Origin of the sequence: Amycolatopsis sp. cg5, from assembly GCF_041346955.1 — a bacterium.
In the GTDB taxonomy this organism is placed as follows: domain Bacteria; phylum Actinomycetota; class Actinomycetes; order Mycobacteriales; family Pseudonocardiaceae; genus Amycolatopsis.
Genome location: NZ_CP166849.1, coordinates 5,406,497 through 5,427,948, shown reverse-complemented (window position 1 = coordinate 5,427,948; position 21,452 = coordinate 5,406,497). Strand labels below are relative to the sequence as shown.

1 protein-coding gene (cut by both window edges) is annotated in these 21,452 nt (G+C 65.3%); it reads left to right on the top strand.

All 21,452 nt of this window come from inside a single coding sequence — locus AB5J62_RS24175, hypothetical protein (RefSeq protein WP_370942210.1), on the top strand. Of the gene's 36,954 coding nucleotides, 6,872 precede the window and 8,630 follow it; the stretch shown corresponds to coding positions 6,873–28,324 — codons 2,291 (partial) to 9,442 (partial); the first codon wholly inside the window starts at position 2. The start codon and the stop codon both lie outside this window.

Below are 21,452 nucleotides of genomic sequence, written 5' to 3'. Positions count from 1 at the left end.
CTGGAACGGCATCGATCCGGTTCGCATTCTCTCCTGCAACGTCTACGGGCTGGAGAGGTTCGCTCTCGAGCTGGCGGCCGCTCTCGGCCAGGCGGTGTACCGGCCGAAGAAGCTCGCCTGGGTAGGGCTCGACGGCCCAGGCCCAGCGGTACGTGTCGGCGACCTGGGGCTGACCGCGGACGGCAGGCCGGTCTTCGCTCCAGCCGAAGACGAGGGCTGGGTGGCGCAGTATCCGGGCGGGCGTACCGAGCCCGCGTCCTACGCGTTACCGGTTTCGGCCGACGCGCCGCCTCGGCTTGGTCTGGATGCCCCGGAGCATCTGGGTCCGGGTGGTGTTGTCGCTGGGTTTGAGCATGCGCCGACGGCGAATGTGGCTGGTGGGGTGAGTTTTGACGCTGGTTCTGTGTCGGGGGCGGCTGCGTGGGACGGTGTGCATCAGGCGTTGCCGCGGTTGGGGGCCGGTACTAAGCCTTTCTTGGTTTATGTGACGGGGCGGGATGGGAGTTTCCTGGTCGGTGGTGCGTTGATCGGTGGGACTGAGCTGGCTGCTCGGGTGCGGAGTTCTCTGTCGTTCCGGCGTTTTGCGGTGGATCGTTCGGTGCCGGTGTGGTTGGTGGGTGTCGATCCGGGGAAGCCGGGGCGTGAGTTGCCTGCGGCTGTGGAGTTCGCGAAGGCGTTGCGGGGTGGTGGTGAGTATCGGTCGGTGAAGTCGTCGACCGGGCCTTTGGCGTTGGACGCGGCGGGGGTGGTGGTTCCGGCGAACTTTTCCTTCCGGCGGGTGTCGGAGGTTCGTCCGGGTGATGAGGTCTGGGCGTCGTTGAAGGATGTGTCCGGACGCGAAGTCGGCATGGGGTACGCGGCGGCGGGAAGCCCAGCCGCGTGGCTGGCGTCAGGCCTTGGCGCCATTTCAGATCACAGCCTGCGCTTCGTCTTGGAGACTTCTACAGACGCGGCGGGTACGAGGCGTCACGAGCCGGTGATGCAGCCGTGGGCGGCGGCGACGGATGGACTGCGGACTCGTCCGGTTCCGATTGTCTTTGAGCTGAAGAATGATGGTTTCGCGCATCTTTTGAGTGATGGCGGTGTCGACTGGCTCAGTGCGGAGCAGACTGCCGGGTTGCTGGCGAAGTCGGCGTTGTTCCAACGGTTGACCGGTGGTTCGGTCCGGCCGACTCTGCTGGCCATCGGCCGGTCCGATTCGCCGGTGAACGCGGGCTCGACCGGCCTGGTGGACCGCCTGCTGGGCAAATTAGAGGCTCTGACGGGACCTTGGCTGACCTACGACTACACCGGAAGCTTCGTCACCGACCCTGTCGGCAATTTCTACATCGATAAGGACAAGTACTTCTCCCCGGGAGAGCTGCCGTCGTTGGCGGATGTGGTGCATGTGGAGTCGGGCACGGTGTTCGGTTTCCCGGTGGGGGCGGTGGCGGCGCAGACGGCGGTGCTGAATGATTTCGCCGATGCTGTTGATAACGGCACGGCGGGGTTGACTGGTGTTGTGGTGTCGGTGGACTCGCCCGACGGTACGTTCGCGAGAGTTGAGACGCGTTCGGGTTCTGTGCTGGAGCTGAGTGGCGACCTGCTCGCGGAGATGTTGTTGGCGGAGCCGTCGTTCGCGTCGGAACTGTATGCCGGGAGTCCGGTGTGGTTGGTGGCTCGGCGTGGGGGCGCTCGGGTGAACTTCGGTGGTCTGGGCTTCGATTTCGCCGGCGCGCTGCGCCAGTCGGACTACTTCAACGATGTCCATGCGTTGGAGGGTGAGGGGCAACTGGAACTGTCACTGGCTCCCGACTCCGGATTCGTGCCGGTGTCGGTTCTGCGGGCCGGGGACCTGCAGCTCGACCTGCTGAGCAACAAGGACGGCGAGCTGGTCGCGCTGTTCGTGCGCTACCCGGGCGACGACCAGGATCTCCAGCGGGCCGAGGAATGGGCGGTGAACGCGACCGCGGCCAGCCTGGGGACGTACCTGGTCCGTACGGCTTCCGGCTGGACATCTGTGATCTCCCCGTGGGCGGGGACACTGCCGGCGTTCGTGTTCGCCAGCACCGAACCCGGGGGGCATCGGGCGCTGCGCCAGGACGGGACGAACGAGCGTCTCGACACAACGACACTGGCCCGGGTCCTGCGCAATGAACCGAGTTTGCGGGACCTGCTGCCCCGATCCGGGGACGGAGCTGAGCGAGGCCTGGCATTCATGGCGGTGGGCGACCGGGCACCGGGTGCTGCCGAGTTCTCCCGTGGCTTGCTGCCCGGCGGGTTCGCCCGCGTGGTCCACCACACCACCGGAAGTGTGTCGTTGACGCGGGACGGCAGGATAACCACCGATGGGGCACGGATCGACATCCTGCCCGCGCCTCTTCCCGGCCCGGACGACGTAACCATCTATGCGATGGCCAACGAAGCCCTGGGCGAGCACGGGCAGTTCTTCCCGAGGGACGAGGCCGACGCCCACACGATGTACTTGACCGCCCAGCATGATTCGCCAGCGCAGCGGCGGTACTATTTCAGTATCTCAGGCGAGGGGGCCGGTCGGCCGGTCACGCGTGTCGTGCCGACGGTTTCCCCGTTCGTCGGCAGTGCCGAATCGCTATGGTTCATCCTCGGGCACGGGAACCCGCAGGGAATGGCGTTCGGGTTGAAGACCGATAAGCCCTTGCATCTGGGCGACACGCAGGTCCTCAGCGGTACCGTTAGTGCGCAAATCGTGGCTGGCAGCGAGATCTACCGGCGGGCCGGCGCGAAACCGGACCGCCCGGTCGTGATCGGCAACTGTTCGCAGATGACCGCGCCATCGGCGGGGCAGCAGACGCCAGGGGAGGACTTCAAGGTCGAGTGGGGGCAGCGCGTGGGGCCCGGAAGAGTGTTCGGCGCCTCGGGGATAACCCTAACCAACCCGGTCACTGTTCTCCGCTCAGTGACGGAGGGCGGGGGGTACATCGAGGCGTTGCCGCACGGTGATCCCGCACCCGTCGTGCCCCTGTCCGATCTCGCGGCGGCCGCGATTCCCGCTGCCGAGGTGGAATTCCTCCCGGGGAGCAAGGATATTTCGCCACAGGATGCGGACGGTGTGCGCCAGGCGTCGTGGCGGGTCGCCCGGGCCGCGGCGTGGTGTGCGGTCAACGGTGTGGATCTGCCGAAGGTCACGATCAGTGGTTTCCGTGACAGGGCGGAGGCGGTGGCGAGGCTTTTCGGTGATGAGTTGGCTGCGGAGGCGACGCGGTTGCGTTTGCTGGGGTTGTCGTTGCGGCCTCAGGATGTTCCGGTGGCGGTGGTGGGTGCGATGGCGACGTCGGATGCCGGCCGGAAGGTGTCTGTTGAGGTGGTGTTGCCTGGGGCGGATCTTGGTCAGTCGGCGTTGGCCAAGGTCGGGCTTAGTTATCCGGTGTTTCCTGACGTTGTCCGGGATGTCGCTGAGGCGTTCGCGGCTCTGGGAGGTGGGGCGGCGGCGGGGACTGGAGTGCCGTCGGTGGTGCCTGCCGGTGTGGTGACGTCTTCGGTTCGTGTTGGTGTTGTGGTGGGTGGGTTGGGTTCGGGGTGGGGGCGTGCGGCTCCGTTGCTGGCGCGTGAGCCGGGTGTTTTCGGTTTGGTGTTGATCGACCGGGGGTTCCGTGATGCCGATGTTGCGCGGCAGGTGTTGCGTTCGGGTGGGTGGAATGGTTCGGGTCCGGTTCGTGTTTATGCGTGCAATGTCGGTGGCCTGGATTCGTTTGTTCGTGAATTGTCTGCCGCGGCGCGGATTGTGGTGTATCGGCCGGTTGGGTTGTTGTGGGCGGGTGTTGATGGGCCGGGTCCGGCATTGCGTGTCGGTGAGATGGGTGTGGATGTCAGTGGTCGTCCGGTTTTCACGGAGGTGGGTGGCGACGGCTGGGTGGCGCAGTATCCGGGCGGGCGTACCGAGCCCGCGTCCTACGCGTTACCGGTTTCGGCCGACGCGCCGCCTCGGCTTGGTCTGGATGCCCCGGAGCATCTGGGTCCGGGTGGTGTTGTCGCTGGGTTTGAGCATGCGCCGACGGCGAATGTGGCTGGTGGGGTGAGTTTTGACGCTGGTTCTGTGTCGGGGGCGGATGCGTGGGACGGTGTGCATCAGGCGTTGCCGCGGTTGGGGGCCGGTACTAAGCCTTTCTTGGTTTATGTGACGGGGCGGGATGGGAGTTTCCTGGTCGGTGGTGCGTTGATCGGTGGGACTGAGCTGGCTGCTCGGGTGCGGAGTTCTCTGTCGTTCCGGCGTTTTGCGGTGGATCGTTCGGTGCCGGTGTGGTTGGTGGGTGTCGATCCGGGGAAGCCGGGGCGTGAGTTGCCTGCGGCTGTGGAGTTCGCGGAGGCGTTGCGGGGTGGTGGTGAGTATCGGTCGGTGAAGTCGTCGACCGGGCCTTTGGCGTTGGACGCGGCGGGGGTGGTGGTTCCGGCGAATTTTTCCTTCCGGCGGGTGTCGGAGGTTCGTTCGGGTGATGAGGTCTGGGCGTCCTTCAAAGACACGTCCGGACGCGAGTTTGGCATGGGGTACGCGGTGGCGGGAAGCCCAGCCTCCGTGTTGGCTTCAGGGTCTGGCGCCATTTCAGATCACAGCTTGCGGTTCGTCTCCAAGACCTCTCGCGACGCGGCGGGCAAGCTGGTTCTCGAGCCGGCCATGCAGCCGTGGGCGGCGGCGACGGATGGACTGCGAACTCGTCCGGTCATGCTCGTGCTGGAACCCACGGATGATGGTTTCGCGCATCTTTTGAGTGATGGCGGTGTCGACTGGCTCAGCGCGGAGCAGACTGCCGGGTTGCTGGCGAAGTCGGCGTTGTTCCAACGGTTGACCGGTGGTTCGGTCCGGCCGCTTCTGCTCGTGATCAACAGGTCTAACTCGCCTGTCACGGCAGGCTCGGCCAATCGGACAGACCGCTTACTGAACGAGTTGCGCGCTCTGGCGGGACCTTGGCTGACCTACGACTACACCGGGAGCTTCTACGTCGGCCAAGCTGGCACTTTCCACATCCCCGAGAACAAGGAGTTCACTCAGGGAGCGGTGCCGTCGTTGGCGGATGTGGTGCATGTGGAGTCGGGCACGGTGTTCGGTTTCCCGGTGGGGGCGGTGGCGGCGCAGACGGCGGTGCTGAATGATTTCGCCGATGCTGTTGATAACGGCACGGCGGGGTTGACTGGTGTTGTGGTGTCGGTGGACTCGCCCGACGGTACGTTCGCGAGAGTTGAGACGCGTTCGGGTTCTGTGCTGGAGCTGAGTGGCGACCTGCTCGCGGAGATGTTGTTGGCGGAGCCGTCGTTCGCGTCGGAACTGTATGCCGGGAGTCCGGTGTGGTTGGTGGCTCGGCGTGGGGGCGCTCGGGTGAACTTCGGTGGTCTGGGCTTCGATTTCGCCGGCGCGCTGCGCGAGGCGTACTACTTCAATGATGTTTACTCGCCCCAGGATGAGAGCCATGTCGAGCGGGACAGGGTGGCCTTGACCCCGAATACCGGGTTCGTGCCGGTGTCGGTTCTGCGGGCCGGGGACCTGGAGCTCGACCTGCTGAGCAACAAGGATGATCTGCTGGTCGCGCTGTTCGTGCGCTACCCGGGCGACGACCAGGTTTTCGAACAAGCCAAGGCATGGGCGGTGAATGCGACGGCGGCCGGCCTGCGGACCTACGCGATGAGCACAACTCATTCGCCTTCGGCCCGGACGGCCGTGACTGCCCCGTGGGCGGGTTCAGTGCCCGCGTTCGTATTCACCGGTGTTGGCGTTGGTGCCGGCGGGGCCCAGGAGTATCAGGCGGTCCGTCGCGACGGAGCGGTCGAGCAGTTCGGCGTCGCGACGCTGGCCCGGATCCTCCGAGGCAAGTCAGGCTTGCGAGAGTTGTTGCCCCGATTTGGAGTTGGGCTGCAGCGAAGCCTGGTCTTCATGTCCCTGGGCGACCGGGTACAAGGTGCTGCCGAGTTCTCCCGGGGTTTGCTGCCCGGCGGGTTCGCCCGTGTGGTCCATCACACCGCCGGGCGAGTGTCGTTGTCGCCGGACGGGACCGTGATCACCTACGGGACGCTGATCGAGACTTTGCCCGCGCCTCTGCCTGGTCCGGACGACGTGGTCACCTACGCGATGGCCAACGACACCCTGGGCGTCCACGGTCAGTTCTTCCCTGCGAATGAGGCCGACGGACACAACATGTACTCGATCGCTTGGCGTGATTCGTCCGCGCAGCGACGGTACTACGCTCGGACGGCGAGCGCGCTGGACGGCCAACCGGGGGTGCGTCAGATACTGACAGTTTCCCCGTTTGCCGCCAGGGCCACCTCGATGTGGAGCCTCCACGGGCATGGGTCCCCGTCTGGGATGGTGTTCGGGTTGAAGACTGATCAGCCATTGCACCTGGGTGACAAGATAGGCGTGAGTGGCGCCGTCGGTGCACGGATCGTGGCTGGTACCGAGCTTTACCGCCGGGCTGGCGTGCACCCGGCCGCCCCGATTCTGCTTGGTCATTGTTCGCAGATGGCCGTGCCGGGGGCGGGTTTGCAGACGCCCGCGGAGGCATTCAAGGCCGAGTGGGCGCGAGTCGTCGGGTCCGCGCCGGTGTTCGGCGCCACTGACCTCGCCGCTGCGAGCGTGCTCAGCGGTCTGCGGGCAGTGCAAGCGGGAGGGCGGTTCGCTGAGGCCTTGCCGGATGGTGATCCCGCACCCGAGGTGCCGCTGTCCGATCTTGCGCCGCCTGCGATTCCCACCATGGAGATCGAGTTTTCTCGGCGAAGCACGGCTGTTCCGCACCAAGACATGGACGGTGTGCGTCAGGTCGCGCGGCAGGTCGCCAGGGCTGCGGCGTGGGCCTCGCGTAATGGTGTGGATATGCCGATGGCCACGATCCGTGGTTTCGGTGACTGGCGGCGTACGGCATCAGGGGCGGGTGCCAACGCGCAGGGCCAGAACCGCGCAGACGCGGTAGCTGCGGTTTTCCGTGATGAGCTGGTCGTGGAGGCGGCGCGGCTGGGTTTGCTGGGGCTCACGTTGCAGCCTCAGGATGTTCCCGTCACGGTGGTTGGTGCTGCGGGAACGGGGGGTTTCAGCCAGAAGACAGTCATCGAAGTCCAGTTGCCCGCCTACGACCTCGGTCGGTCAGCACTCGCCAAGGTTGGTCTCGCCTACCCTTCCGTGGATGTGATGCGAGAGATCACCCAGGCGTTCGCGGCTCTGGGAGGTGGGGCGGCGGCGGGGGCTGGAGTGCCGTCGGTGGTGCCTGCCGGTGTGGTGACGTCTTCGGTTCGTGTTGGTGTTGTGGTGGGTGGGTTGGGTTCGGGGTGGGGGCGTGCGGCTCCGTTGCTGGCGCGTGAGCCGGGTGTTTTCGGTTTGGTGTTGATCGACCGGGGGTTCCGTGATGCCGATGTTGCGCGGCAGGTGTTGCGTTCGGGTGGGTGGAATGGTTCGGGTCCGGTTCGTGTTTATGCGTGCAATGTCGGTGGCCTGGATTCGTTTGTTCGTGAATTGTCTGCCGCGGCGCGGATTGTGGTGTATCGGCCGGTTGGGTTGTTGTGGGCGGGTGTTGATGGGCCGGGTCCGGCGTTGCGTGTCGGTGAGATGGGTGTGGATGTCAGTGGTCGTCCGGTTTTCACGGAGGTGGGTGGCGACGGTTGGGTGGCGCAGTATCCGGGCGGGCGTACCGAGCCCGCGTCCTACACACTGCCGGTGCCCGCCGACGCGCCGCCTCGGCTTGGTCTCGATCCCGCGGAACATCTGGGCCCGGTGCCGGGTCCTGACGCTCTGAAGGCGGAGTTGGGTCGTCAGCGTTTCTATAGGGTTGATGCGGTGCGGCCGGTTCTGGTTGGTCCGGGTGATCTTGCTGATTTGCGGGCTTTGGTCGCGGCGTTGCGGGTGTCGGTGGGGGCGCAGGTGGTTGCTGGTTTGCCGGTGCCGCAGGTGGAGATCGGCGGGAGTCCGCGTGATGCCAAGGTGGTGGCGGATCTTCTGCGGTCGGAGTTCGCTGGTGGTGTGTCGCCGGACTTCGATGTGGTTGCGGGTATTCCTGGTCCGGTGGCGGTGGCTGTGTTGGTGCCGGATGTTCCGCGTGGTGCTGAGCATGCGGTGACGGCTGTGACGTCGGGTGGGGTGAGTTTTGATTCCGGTGTGGTGCCGGAGGGCGCGGGGTGGGATCGCCTGCATCACGCATTGCCGCCGGTACGAGCGCATAGTGCGCCTTTCATGGTTTATGTCAAGGGGGATAATGGGAAGTTCTTGGTTGGTGGTGCGCTGATCGATGGTGTGACGTTGGCGAGGCATGTGCGGAATTCGCCCGCGTTCCAGCCGTATGTGGACGATCCGTCCGTGATGGTCCGGCTCGTCGGGGTGGATCCGAACCATCTGGACGCGGAGTTCAACGCGGCGGGTGAATTCGCGGAGGCGTTGCGAGGGGATGGCCCGTATCGCGCGGTGAGTTCGGCGACCACTCCCATGATGCTCGACACCTCGGGGACGGCGGTGCCGGCAAACGGCGGTGTTTTTATACGTGTATCGGAGATTCAGCCCGACGACGTGGTGTGGGCTCCGCTGGTCAACGGTCAGGGGCGGCAGTTTGGCATGAGGTACTCCACCGGAGCCGCGGACGCTCGGTTGGGGAAAGTCTCCGCGATGGCGACTGACCATAGCCTCCGGATGCTGCTGGAGGTCGGCACGGATGCGGCGGGTGTGCAGCGCGAGCAACCGCGGATGGCGGAGTGGGCCGCGGCGACCGACGGTACCCGTACCCGGCCAGTCCAGCTCTTCCTGCTCAATAACAACAACTTCTTCCTTCATCGGCTCACCGACGGCAGCCGAACGAGCTTTGACCCGGAAGACACTGCGGAGCTGGTGGCGAAGTCGTCGGCTTTCAGGTGGTTGACGGCGGGTGCGGTCCGGCCTCCGTTGCTGGTCTTCAATGTGGCCACGGCGAATGCCGCCGCGAAAGCGAGCGGTGCGACCAGAGTATTCATGGAGAAGCTGGGGGAGTTGACGGGTCCTTGGCAAACGTGGGACTACACGGGCGAGGCCCGATTTGACACACATGGCTTAGTCGAAGTCTCGCCGGGGAGTGTGTTTGTTGAGGGTGCGCGGCCGTTGTTGGGTGAGTTGGCGCATGTGGTGTCGGATGGTTTGTTTGCTTTTCCGGTGCCGGGTGAGGTGCAGAAGCTGGCTGTTGTTCGGGATTTTGTCGCGGCGGTGAGGAGGGGGGCGGCGCGGTGGTCGGGATTGTGGTCGGCGAGGAGGAAGGATCCGGTTTTCGTTTCGGTGGATTCTGTGGATGGGAGTTTCGCGCGGGTCGCGACGGGTTCTGGTGCGGTGTTGGAGTTGGGTGGTCGTGAGTTGGGGGAGGTGTTGCTGGGGGATGCGGGGTTCAGGGGTTTGCTGGACGCGGATCTGGAGCGTCCGGTGGTGTTGGTGGCGCGGCGTGGTGGTGGGCGGGTGAATTTTGGTGGGTTGGGGTTTGATTTCGCGGGGGCTTTGCGGGGGGCGGGTTATTTTGCGGATGTTTATGCGCCGGTGGGGGAGGCGAATATCGAGCGTGGTGGGGTGCCCGCGGATTTTGTACCGGTGTCGGGTTTGCGTGCCGGTGATTTGCGGATTGAGTCGTTGGGGAACAATGATGGCAAGCTGGTCGGGTTGTTCGTGCGGTATCCCGGCGATCGGGTGGCGCTTCGTGAGGCTCGGGCGTGGGCGGCGAACGCGACCGCCGACCGGCTGAGGACTTATCTGGCTAGTTCGAATCCGCGCCAGGCTGCCAGTAATTCGCCGTGGCCGGACACCATGGTGCCGGCTTTCGTGTTCGGTGGGGCCGGTGCCGATGGTTATCACGCGGTCCGGCGTGACGGTGTGGTGCAGCAGCTGACATCGGCGGTCTTGGGGCAGGTGCTGCGTAACGAGCCTGATCTGCGGTCGATGCTGGGCCGGGGCAGTGTCAAGAACCGTCCGCTCGCGCTTGTCACGCTTGATGGGCGGGTGACAGATGCGTTCGAGTTCTCTGATGCGTTGCTGGTAAGCGGGTTCTCGCGTCAGCTTCATCATCTTTCGGGACCCGTGACCTTGTCGGGTGATGGCTGGATCGCGACGAACGGCAGCACGTTCAGCACCGTGATGGCGCCTCTGCCGGGGCCGGAGGACGTGGTCACCTACGCGCTCGCCAACGAAGCACTGGGCACTCACGGACAGTTCTTCCCACTGACCGAGATCGATGCACACGACATGGTCTTGGCGGGCCGGCACGATTCTGCTGTACGGCAGAAATACTATCTCCGTGACGTTCAGGGGCAGCTCATTCCAATGGTCGCTCCGTCCGCGGGTGGTGCGGGGTCGTCGTGGTCTTTGGATGGTCACGGGACTCCTGCGGGACTGCTGTTCGGGTTGAAGACCGATCGGCCTTTGCATATCGGTGACAGGGTGACGTTGGGCCGGGGTGCGGCGCGGATCGTGGCAGGTACTGATCTCTATCGGCTCGCCGGTCGAGACTCAGCGTCCTCGATTCTCCTCAGTCAGTGTTCTTCGATGGCGTCGCCACCTGGCAGAAAAGCGACTCCGGCGGAGCTGTTCGCGATGGAGTGGCGGCAGATCGTGGGGCCTGCCAGGGTCTTCGGCGCCACGAAAAAGGTCATCGTCGATGCCTTCACCGCTAACCGGACGGTCGATGCCGATGGGCGATTCCTCGAGGTCCTGCCGGGTGAAGAGGCTGTGCCCGAGGTGGCGTTGCGGGATCTCGCGCCGCGCGAGATCCCGCCAGTGGAAGTTCGTTTCGGCCAATTGAGTGGCACGATGTCCGGGCCGGAAGTGAGTGCGGTACGTGACGTCGCGCGGCGTGTTGTTCGCGTCGCGGCGTGGGCGACACGTAACGGTGTGGCGTTGCCGAGGGTGACGATCACGGGTTTCGACCATGTGCAGCCGAAACTGGGCCGCGGGTGGGCTGTGGAAAAGGGGCGGCGTCGTGCTGGTGTGGTGGCGGCGGTGTTGCAGACCGAATGGGTTGTGGAGTCGGTGCGGCTCGGTCGCTTGGGCTTGCCGGTAGAGCCGGAGCAGATTCCGGTCAGTGTGGCCGGCGTGGTGGCTTCGTCAGGTGAGGAACGGGTGGCGCGGATCGAGATCCAGCTTCCCCCGGACGATCTCGGCCATTCGGCGCTAGATGGCGTGGGCGCTGACACGCTGCCCCGCGAATTCGTCCCGAAACTGAACGTGGCGTTCGCGAAATTGGCGCTCGATGGTGCAGCGAGCGCTGCTCCACAGTCAGCCCAAGATGGAACCGCATTGGTGGCACCAAGCGGTATCGTCGCTGCGCCCACGAGCGCGCAATTGAGCCGCCAGCATTTCTATGCGGTCGACGCGGCTCGGCCTGTACTGGCAGACCCGGACGACCTCGCCGATCTGCGGGCTTTGGTCGCGGCGTTGCGGGTGTCGGTGGGGGCGCAGGTGGTTGCTGGTTTGCCGGTGCCGCAGGTGGAGATCGGGGGGAGTCTGCGTGATGCCGAGGTAGTGGCGGATCTCCTGCGATCGGAGTTCGCCGGTGGCGTGTCACCGGACATCGCTGTCGTTCCCGGTATTCCTGGTCCTGTCGCGGTGGCTGTGTTGGTGCCGGACGTCCCGCATGGCACTGAGCATGCGGTGACGGCTGTGACGTCGGGCGGGGTGAGCTTCGATTCCGGTGTGGTCCCGGAGGGCGCGCAGTGGGATCGCCTGCATCAGGCGCTGCCGCCTGCGGAGACCGACATTGCGCCTTTCATGGTTTATGTCAAGGGGGATAATGGGAAGTTCTTGGTTGGTGGTGCGCTGATCGATGGTGTGACGTTGGCGAGGCATGTGCGGAATTCGCCCGCGTTCCAGCCGTATGTGGACGATCCGTCCGTGCGGGTCCGGCTCGTCGGGGTGGATCCGAACCATCCTCGCGCTGAACTCGACGCGGCGGCCGAATTCGCGGAGGCGTTGCGAGGGGACGGCCCGTATCGCGCTGTGGGTTCGGCGACAGCTCCGTTGGCGCCCGATGCCGCGGGCGTGGCGGTCTTGGCCAACGGCGGTTTCGCGCGTGTGTCGGAGATTCGTCCCGATGACGTGGTGTGGACTCCGCTCTTCGACAGTCGAGACCGGCAGTTTGGTATGGGGTACCCCGTGCAAGTCGCGGACGCCGAGGTGGCGGAGCTCGCCGCCGCGACGACCGACCATAGCCTCCGGATGGTGGTGGAGGCCGACACGGATGCGGCGGGTGTGGAGCGCGAGCAACCGCGGATGGCGGAGTGGGCCGCGGCGACCGACGGTGCCCGTACCCGGCCAGTCCAGCTCTTCCTGTCCATCTCCGGAGAAGACTTCGCCCACGAGCTCACCGATGGCAGCCGGACCAGTATCGACCCCGAAGAGGCCGCGAAGCTAATGGCGCGATCGTCGGCTTTCCGGCAGCTGACCGGCGGCCAGGTCCGGCCCTCGCTGGTGATATTCAGTTCGCCTCTCGGGAAGTCGGGCGCGAATTCCGGTGATTCCAACAAGAGGTTCATTGATGCGCTCAGGGAGTTGACGGGTCCTTGGCAAACGTGGGACTACACGGGTGAATACCGATACGGCTTGCTCGGTGTGGTCACCGTCTCGCCGGGGAGTGTGTTTGTTGAGGGTGCGCGGCCGTTGTTGGGTGAGTTGGCGCATGTGGTGTCGGATGGTTTGTTTGCTTTTCCGGTGCCGGGTGAGGTGCAGAAGCTGGCTGTTGTTCGGGATTTTGTCGCGGCGGTGAGGAGGGGGGCGGCGCGGTGGCCGGGATTGTGGTCGGCGAGGAGGAAGGATCCGGTTTTCGTTTCGGTGGATTCTGTGGATGGGAGTTTCGCGCGGGTCGCGACGGGTTCTGGTGCGGTGTTGGAGTTGGGTGGTCGTGAGTTGGGGGAGGTGTTGCTGGGGGATGCGGGGTTCAGGGGTTTGCTGGACGCGGATCTGGAGCGTCCGGTGGTGTTGGTGGCGCGGCGTGGTGGTGGGCGGGTGAATTTTGGTGGGTTGGGGTTTGATTTCGCGGGGGCTTTGCGGGGGGCGGGTTATTTTGCGGATGTTTATGCGCCGCGGGGGGAGGCGAATATCGAGCGTGGTGGGGTGCCCGCGGATTTTGTGCCGGTGTCGGGTTTGCGTGCCGGTGATTTGCGGATTGAGTCGTTGGGGAACAATGATGGCAAGCTGGTCGGGTTGTTCGTGCGGTATCCCGGCGATCGGGTGGCGCTTCGTGAGGCTCGGGCGTGGGCGGCGAACGCGACCGCCGACCGGCTGAGAGCCTATCTGGTGGGGCGGGTTGACAATGATTCGCCGTGGCCGGACACCATGGTGCCGGCTTTCGTGTTCGGTGGGGCCGGTGCCGATGGTTATCAGGCGGTCCGGCGTGACGGTGTGGTGCAGCAGCTGACATCGGCGGTCTTGGCCCGGGTGCTGCGTAACGAGCCTGATCTGCGGTCGATGCTGGGCCGGGGCGGTGTCAAGGACCGTCCGATAGTTCTCATCGCGCTCGACGGGGAGACGACAGGTGCGGCCGAGTTCTCTGATGCGTTGCTGGCCGGCGGGTTCTCGCGACAAGTTCATCATCTTTCGGGACCCGTTACCCTGTCACGACAAGGCTGGATCGCGACGGATGGTGGCACGTTCAGCACCGTGATGGCGCCTCTGCCGGGGCCGGAGGACGTGGTCACCTACGCGCTCGCCAACGAAGCACTGGGCACTCACGGACAGTTCTTCCCACTGACCGAGATCGATGCACACGACATGGTCTTGGCGGGCCGGCACGATTCTGCTGTACGGCAGAAATACTATTTCCGCAAGGGCCGTAGGCAGCTCATTCCAATGGTCGCTCCGTCCGCGGGTGGTGCGGGGTCGTCGTGGTCTTTGGATGGTCACGGGACTCCTGCGGGACTGGTGTTCGGGTTGAAGACCGATCGGCCTTTGCATATCGGTGACAGGGTGACGTTGGGCCGGGGTGCGGCGCGGATCGTGGCAGGTACTGATCTCTATCGGCTCGCCGGTCTCGCCCGAGTGGCCCCGATTTTCCTCAGTCAGTGTTTTTCGATGGTGCCCCCCGCCGCGAAGGAGGCGACTCCGGCGGAACTGTTCGCGATGGAGTGGCGGCAGATCGTGGGGCCTGCCAGGGTCTTCGGCGCCACCAACAGGGTGTTCGTCGGCACCTTCACCGCTACCCGGACGGTCGATGCCGATGGGCGATTCCTCGAGGTCCTGCCGGGTGAAGAGGCTGTGCCCGAGGTGGCGTTGCGGGATCTCGCGCCGCGCGAGATCCCGCCAGTGGAGGTGCGCTTCGGAACTTTGGGCAACACGATGTCCGGGCCGGATGTGGCTGCGGTGCGTGACGTCGCGCGGCGTGTCGCGCCTGCTGCGGCGTGGGCGACACGTAACGGTGTGGCGTTGCCGAGGGTGACGATCACGGGTTTCGGTCATGTGCACCTGAAGCAGGGGGCGGGGCGGGCTGTGGAAAAGGGGCGGCGTCGTGCTGGTGTGGTGGCGGCGGTGTTGCAGACCGAGTTGGTTGTGGAGTCGGTGCGGCTCGGTCGCTTGGGCTTGCCGGTAGAGCCGGAGCAGATTCCGGTCAGTGTGGCCGGCGTGGTGGCTTCGTCAGGTGAGGGACGGGTGGCGCGGATCGAGATCCAGCTTCCTCCGGACGATCTCGGCCATTCGGCGCTGGATGAGCTGGAAGCACTGGACGTCGACTACCCGGCCACAGAGGTCGTCACGAAGCTGAACGAGGCATTCGCGGTACTGGCGCCCGATGGTGCTGCGGCGCCAGTACCGCCGGTTGCCGGCGATGCCGCGACGCTGGGGAAAGCGCGCGGTGTGAGCGATGGCTCCTCGAGCGCGGAGTTGGGTCGTCAGCGTTTCTATAGGGTTGATGCGGTGCGGCCGGTTCTGGTTGGTCCGGGTGATCTTGCTGATTTGCGGGCTTTGGTCGCGGCGTTGCGGGTGTCGGTGGGGGCGCAGGTGGTTGCTGGTTTGCCGGTGCCGCAGGTGGAGATCGGCGGGAGTCCGCGTGATGCCAAGGTGGTGGCGGATCTTCTGCGGTCGGAGTTCGCCGGTGGTGTGTCGCCGGACTTCGATGTGGTTGCGGGTATTCCTGGTCCGGTGGCGGTGGCTGTGTTGGTGCCGGATGTTCCGCGTGGTGCTGAGCATGCGGTGACGGCTGTGACGTCGGGTGGGGTGAGTTTTGATTCCGGTGTGGTGCCGGAGGGCGCGGGGTGGGATCGCCTGCATCACGCATTGCCGCCGGTACGAGCGCATAGTGCGCCTTTCATGGTTTATGTCAAGGGGGATAATGGGAAGTTCTTGGTTGGTGGTGCGCTGATCGATGGTGTGACGTTGGCGAGGCATGTGCGGAATTCGCCCGCGTTCCAGCCGTATGTGGACGATCCGTCCGTGATGGTCCGGCTCGTCGGGGTGGATCCGAACCATCCTCGCGCGGAGTTCAACGCGGCGGGTGAATTCGCGGAGGCGTTGCGAGGGGATGGCCCGTATCGCGCGGTGAGTTCGGCGACTGTCGCTTTGGCGCTCGATGCCGCGGGCGTGGCGGTCTTGGCCAATGGCGGTTTCGCGCGTGTGTCGGAGATTCGTCCCGATGACGTGGTGTGGACTCCGCTCTTCGACAGTCGAGACCGGCAGTTTGGTATGGCGTATCCCCCAGGAGGCGACGCCGCACGGTTGAGGGCGCTCGCCGCCGCGACGACCGACCATAGCCTCCGGATGGTGGTGGAGGTCGACACGGATGCGGCGGGTGTGCAGCGCGAGGAACCGCGGATGGCGGAGTGGGCCGCGGCGACCGACGGTGCCCGTACCCGGCCAGTTCAACTCCACTTGTCCAATAGGGGCAACTTCTTTTCTCATTTGCTCACCGATGGCAGCCGAACGAGTGCCAGCCCGAAGCAGACGGCGGAGCTGGTGGCGAAGTCGTCGGCTTTCAGGCAGTTGACGGCGGGTGCGGTCCGGCCTCCGTTGCTGGTCTTCAACGGCGCCAAGGCGACTGCGGCAGCGAAGGCGAGCGAAGCGACCGGCATCTTCGTGGAGAAGCTGGGGGAGTTGACGGGTCCTTGGCAAACGTGGGACTACACGGGCGAGTACAAATTCGGCAAGGTCGGTGTGATCACCGTCTCGCCGGGGAGTGTGTTTGTTGAGGGTGCGCGGCCGTTGTTGGGTGAGTTGGCGCATGTGGTGTCGGATGGTTTGTTTGCTTTTCCGGTGCCGGGTGAGGTGCAGAAGCTGGCTGTTGTTCGGGATTTTGTCGCGGCGGTGAGGAGGGGGGCGGCGCGGTGGTCGGGATTGTGGTCGGCGAGGAGGAAGGATCCGGTTTTCGTTTCGGTGGATTCTGTGGATGGGAGTTTCGCGCGGGTCGCGACGGGTTCTGGTGCGGTGTTGGAGTTGGGTGGTCGTGAGTTGGGGGAGGTGTTGCTGGGGGATGCGGGGTTCAGGGGTTTGCTGGACGCGGATCTGGAGCGTCCGGTGGTGTTGGTGGCGCGGCGTGGTGGTGGGCGGGTGAATTTTGGTGGGTTGGGGTTTGATTTCGCGGGGGCTTTGCGGGGGGCGGGTTATTTTGCGGATGTTTATGCGCCGGTGGGGGAGGCGAATATCGAGCGTGGTGGGGTGCCCGCGGATTTTGTGCCGGTGTCGGGTTTGCGTGCCGGTGATTTGCGGATTGAGTCGTTGGGGAACAATGATGGCAAGCTGGTCGGGTTGTTCGTGCGGTATCCCGGCGATCGGGTGGCGCTTCGTGAGGCTCGGGCGTGGGCGGCGAACGCGACCGCCGACCGGCTGAGGACTTATCTGGCTAGTTCGAATCCGCGCCAGGCTGCCAGTAATTCGCCGTGGCCGGACACCATGGTGCCGGCTTTCGTGTTCGGTGGGGCCGGTGCCGATGGTTATCACGCGGTCCGGCGTGACGGTGTGGTGCAGCAGCTGACATCGGCGGTCTTGGGGCAGGTGCTGCGTAACGAGCCTGATCTGCGGTCGATGCTGGGCCGGGGCAGTGTCAAGAACCGTCCGCTCGCGCTTGTCACGCTTGATGGGCGGGTGACAGATGCGTTCGAGTTCTCTGATGCGTTGCTGGCCGGCGGGTTCTCGCGTCAGCTTCATCATCTTTCGGGACCCGTGACCTTGTCGGGTGATGGCTGGATCGCGACGAACGGCAGCACGTTCAGCACCGTGATGGCGCCTCTGCCGGGGCCGGAGGACGTGGTCACCTACGCGCTCGCCAACGAAGCACTGGGCACTCACGGACAGTTCTTCCCACTGGACGAGATCGATGCACATCACATGGTCTCGTCGGGGCGGCACGAATCGGCCATACGGCGGCAGTACTACCTTTACCGAGCGAAGAATGGTCAGCAAGACTCGGTTCATGTTCCGATGCTCGCGCCCTCCGCAGGCAGCGCGACTGAGCCCTGGGCGCTCGACGGGCATGGGAACCGTAAGGGACTGTTGTTCGCCCTGAGGACTGACCGGCCGCTGCACATCGGGGACTACGCGGTACTCAGGAGAGGCGCCGCGCAGCTCGTGGCCGGCACCGACATCTACCGCGCGGCCGGCCTCGCGCCGAATACGCCGATCTTCCTCGGCCAGTGCGACTCGATGGCCGCTACGGCCGGAGGTCAACCCACCACCGCTGCGATCTTCAAAGCGGAATGGCGGCAGATCGTGGGTCCCGCCAAGGTTTTCGGTGGCACTGACTCCGTCAACGTGAACGCCTACACTGCAGTCCGGACCCTTGATCCCGGCGGGATGCTTGTCGAAGCCCTGCCTGGCAACGGCCCGATGCCTGAGGTCCCGCTGCGGGACCTCGCGCCGGACGCGATCGCCACCGTGCGGATCCATTTCGGCGGCGACAGCCACACCATGCCGGGGCCGGATGTCAGCGCGGTGCGCAAGTCCGCACGCCAGGTCGCTCGGGTCGCGGCTTGGCTCGTGCGCAACGGCGTTGAACCACCGCGGGTGAAGATAACCGGCTCTGGTCACACTCGCCCGGATCTGAGCGTGGTGCGCGCCCGCTCGGTCGCTGCGGTGTACCGGACCGAACTCGGTGTGGAGGCGGTGCAATTAGGCAGACTTGGCTTGAGCGTCCACCCTGACGGGATACCAGTCGAGGTGAGGGGTGTGCTTGCGGCGGCCGGCGACAGCGAGACCGTCGAGATCGAGGTCTGGCTTCCCGCGAACGATCTCGGCCAGTCGGCGCTGGCTCGTATCGGCACCGCCTACCCCGCTGACGAAGTCATCCACCAGCTTGAGAAGTCGTTCGCGAAACTGGCGCCCGATGATGCTGTGCCTTCGGGTTCTCGGCCTGTTGCGGGTGAGGCGGAGCAGGGGCGGCCGCGTGGCCTTGGCGCTGGGTTGGGTCGTGTGGAGGCGAAGGCCGAGTTGGGTTTGTCTTGGAGTTATGTGGTCGATCCGGTGCGGGCGTTCTTGCCTGATCCTGATGATCGGGAGGATTTGCGGAGGCTGGCTGCGGCCCTGCGGGTGATGGTGGGGTATCAGCGGGTTGATGGGTTGCCGGTGCCGAGGGTGGAGATCACCGGTGTGCGGCGGGACGCGCAGGTGGTTGCGGATCTTTTGTGGGCGGAGCTGGCTGGTGGTGATTTGCCCGAGGTTTTCGTGCTGCACGGGAATCCGGCGCTTGTTTCGGTCGCCGTGACGGTGCCGGAGGTGCCGAGGGGGGCGGCGCATGCTCCGACGGCGGCTACGGCGGGTGGGGTGAGTTTTGATTCCGGTGTGACGTCGGATGGTGCGTATTGGGAGTCGTTGCATCAGGCTTTGACGCCGGGGACGGCTGCGGCGAATTCGTTCATGGTCTATGTCAAGGGGGTCAACGGGAAGTTCTTGGTCGGCGGTGCGGTGATTGATGGTGTGACGCTCGCTGGTCATGTCCGTGTTTCGCCGGTGTTTCAGCATTACGCGGCTGCGAATGTGTCTGTGCCGGTGTCTCTGGTGGGGGCCGATCCGGGTTCGCCGGGTGCGGAGGCCCGTGAGGCGGAGGCGTTCGCGGAGGCGTTGCGGGGTGATGGTCGGTATCGGACGGTGGGGGCCGCGAGTGGCCCGTTGGGTCTCGATGCGGCCGGGGTGGCGGTCGTGGCCGGTGGTGGGTTCCGCACGGTGTCGGTGGCTCGTCCCGATGACATCGTGTGGCGCCCGATGGTTGATATCCGGGGTCGCAGGTTCGGCATGGGGTATCCGTCCGGGTACGCGGCGCAGAGTCTGGAGGGCGCGTCGGGGCGGGTGACTGATCACAGCCTTCGTATGGTCCGGGAGATTCATACCGACGCTGCCGGTGCTGTGCGGAAAGTTCCGCATATGCAGGCGTGGGCGGCGGCGACGGATGGTGCCCGTACTCGCCCGGTGGCGCTTTTCCTTTCGCTTGGTGCGAGTGGCTTCTTCCACGAAATGTCCGATGGTGGCTGGGCGGCTGCGGGTCCGGAGCGGACGGCTGAGTTGATTGCGAAGTCGTCGGCGTTCCAGGAGCTGACGGCTGGTCCGGTCCGGCCTCCGTTGCTGATAGTCAGTTCGACGGACCCGGCGACGGCCGCGCGTATGAGCGACGCGAACAAGAAGTTCGTGGCGAAGTTGCGTGCGTTGACGGGTCCGTGGCAGACCTACGACTACACCGGCCCAGTCGAGCTCGACAATTACGCCACAGTCGTTGTTCCGCCGGGGAGTGTGTTCGTTGAGGGTGCGCGGCCGTTGCTGGGTGAGCTGGCGCATGTGGTGTCGGATGGTCTGTTCGCTTTTCCGGTGCCAGGTGAGGCGCGGGGGTTGGGGGATGTCCGGGATTTTGTGGCAGCGGTGCGGAGGGAGGTGACGCGGGGGGCGGGGGTTGGGTGGTCGGGGATGGGTGATCCGGTTTTTGTGTCGGTGGATTGTGTGGATGGGGTTTTCGCGAGGGTCGCGACGGGTTCTGGTGTGGTGTTGGAGTTGGGTGGTCGTGAGCTGGGGGAGGTGCTGCTGGCGGATCCGGGGTTCCGGGGGGTGCTGGACGCCGATCCGGGGCGTCCGGTGGTGTTGGTGGCGCGGCGTGGTGGCGCGCGGGTGAATTTTGGCGGGTGGGGTTTTGATTTCGCGGGTGCGCTGCGGGCGGCGGGTTATTTCACGGACGTTTACGCGCCGGTGGGCGAGGCGATCGTCGGGCGGGATGGAGTGGGGCCCGCGGATCTTGTGCCGGTGTCGGACTTGCGTGCCGGCGATTTACGGATCGAGTCGTTGCGGAACAAGGACGGCAATCTGGTCGCGTTGTTTGTGCGGTACCCAGACGACACCCCGGACTATCAGGCCGCGGTGAAATGGGCGGAGAACGCGACCGCTGACCGGCTGCGGACCTACTCGTCTCTCGTGGGCTCTACTGCGGTTGTCGAGAATTCGCCGTGGCCTGCGGGTATGGTTCCGGCGTTCGTGCTGGGCGGGGTGGGGGTGGACGGCTATCAGGGGATTCGGCGTGATGGGGCGGTCCAGCAGTTGACGCCGGCGGTTCTGGGCCGGGTTTTGCGGAATGAACCCGATCTGCGATCAATGCTGGGCCAGGGTCGAGGCAAGAGCTGGGATCGCCCGCTGGCTCTTGTCGCGCTCAACGGTGGCGCGGAGGGGCCAGCCGAGTTTTCCCGATCGTTGCTGGCCGGCGGGATCTCTCGTCTCGTCCACCATCAAAGCGGCCGGGTGCTGCTGTCGGAAGACGGCGCTGTCACGACTGATGGCCGTTTCGGCACGGTCCGGGCGCCGTTGCCGAAGCCTGAGCACGTCGTCACCTACGCGATGGCCAATGAAATATTGGGAACGCGCGGACAGTTCTTCCCGCGAGACGAACAAGAAGCCCACTTTATGTTCCTGGCCGCGTGGCAGGATTCGTTCTTGCAGCAACAGTACTATTACCGAGAGGCAAGCCGGGGGCGGTCGATCACGCGTCAGGTTCCTTTCGTGTCGCCGTGGGCAGGCAATCGGCGGTTATGGGCTCTTGACGGGCATGGGAATTCTAAGGGGATCGTGTTCGGTTTGAAGACCGATCAGCCTTTGCATATCGGCGACTCGATGAACGTCAGTAGTGGTGCCGCGCGGATTGTGGCGGGTAGTGATGTTTATCGGCTCGCCAGCCCCGCCCCCGATTCAGCGGTCTTGATCGGTCAGTGTTCGTCGATGGTCAGGCCTAGTGGTGGGACCGCGGCTCCGGCGGAGGTTTTCCAGCGGGAATGGTGGCAGATCGTCGGCCCCGCCAGGGTCTTCGGTGCCACCAGATCCGTCGGGATCAATTCCCAGAACGCAGTTCGGTCGGTCAGGGACGATGGCCGGTACGTGGAGGTCTTGCCGGAGGGTGGTCCGCTGCCTGAGGTGAAGCTGGCTGATCTGGCGCCGACCGTGATCCCTTCCGAGCGGGTTCGTTTTGTGGGGTCGAGTCGCACTTTGGGGGGCCAGCAGGTCGAGGATGTGCGTAGGTTGGCGGGGTTGTTGGGTGCTGCTGCGGCGTGGGCCGGGCGTCATGGTGCTGGGTTTCCGAGGG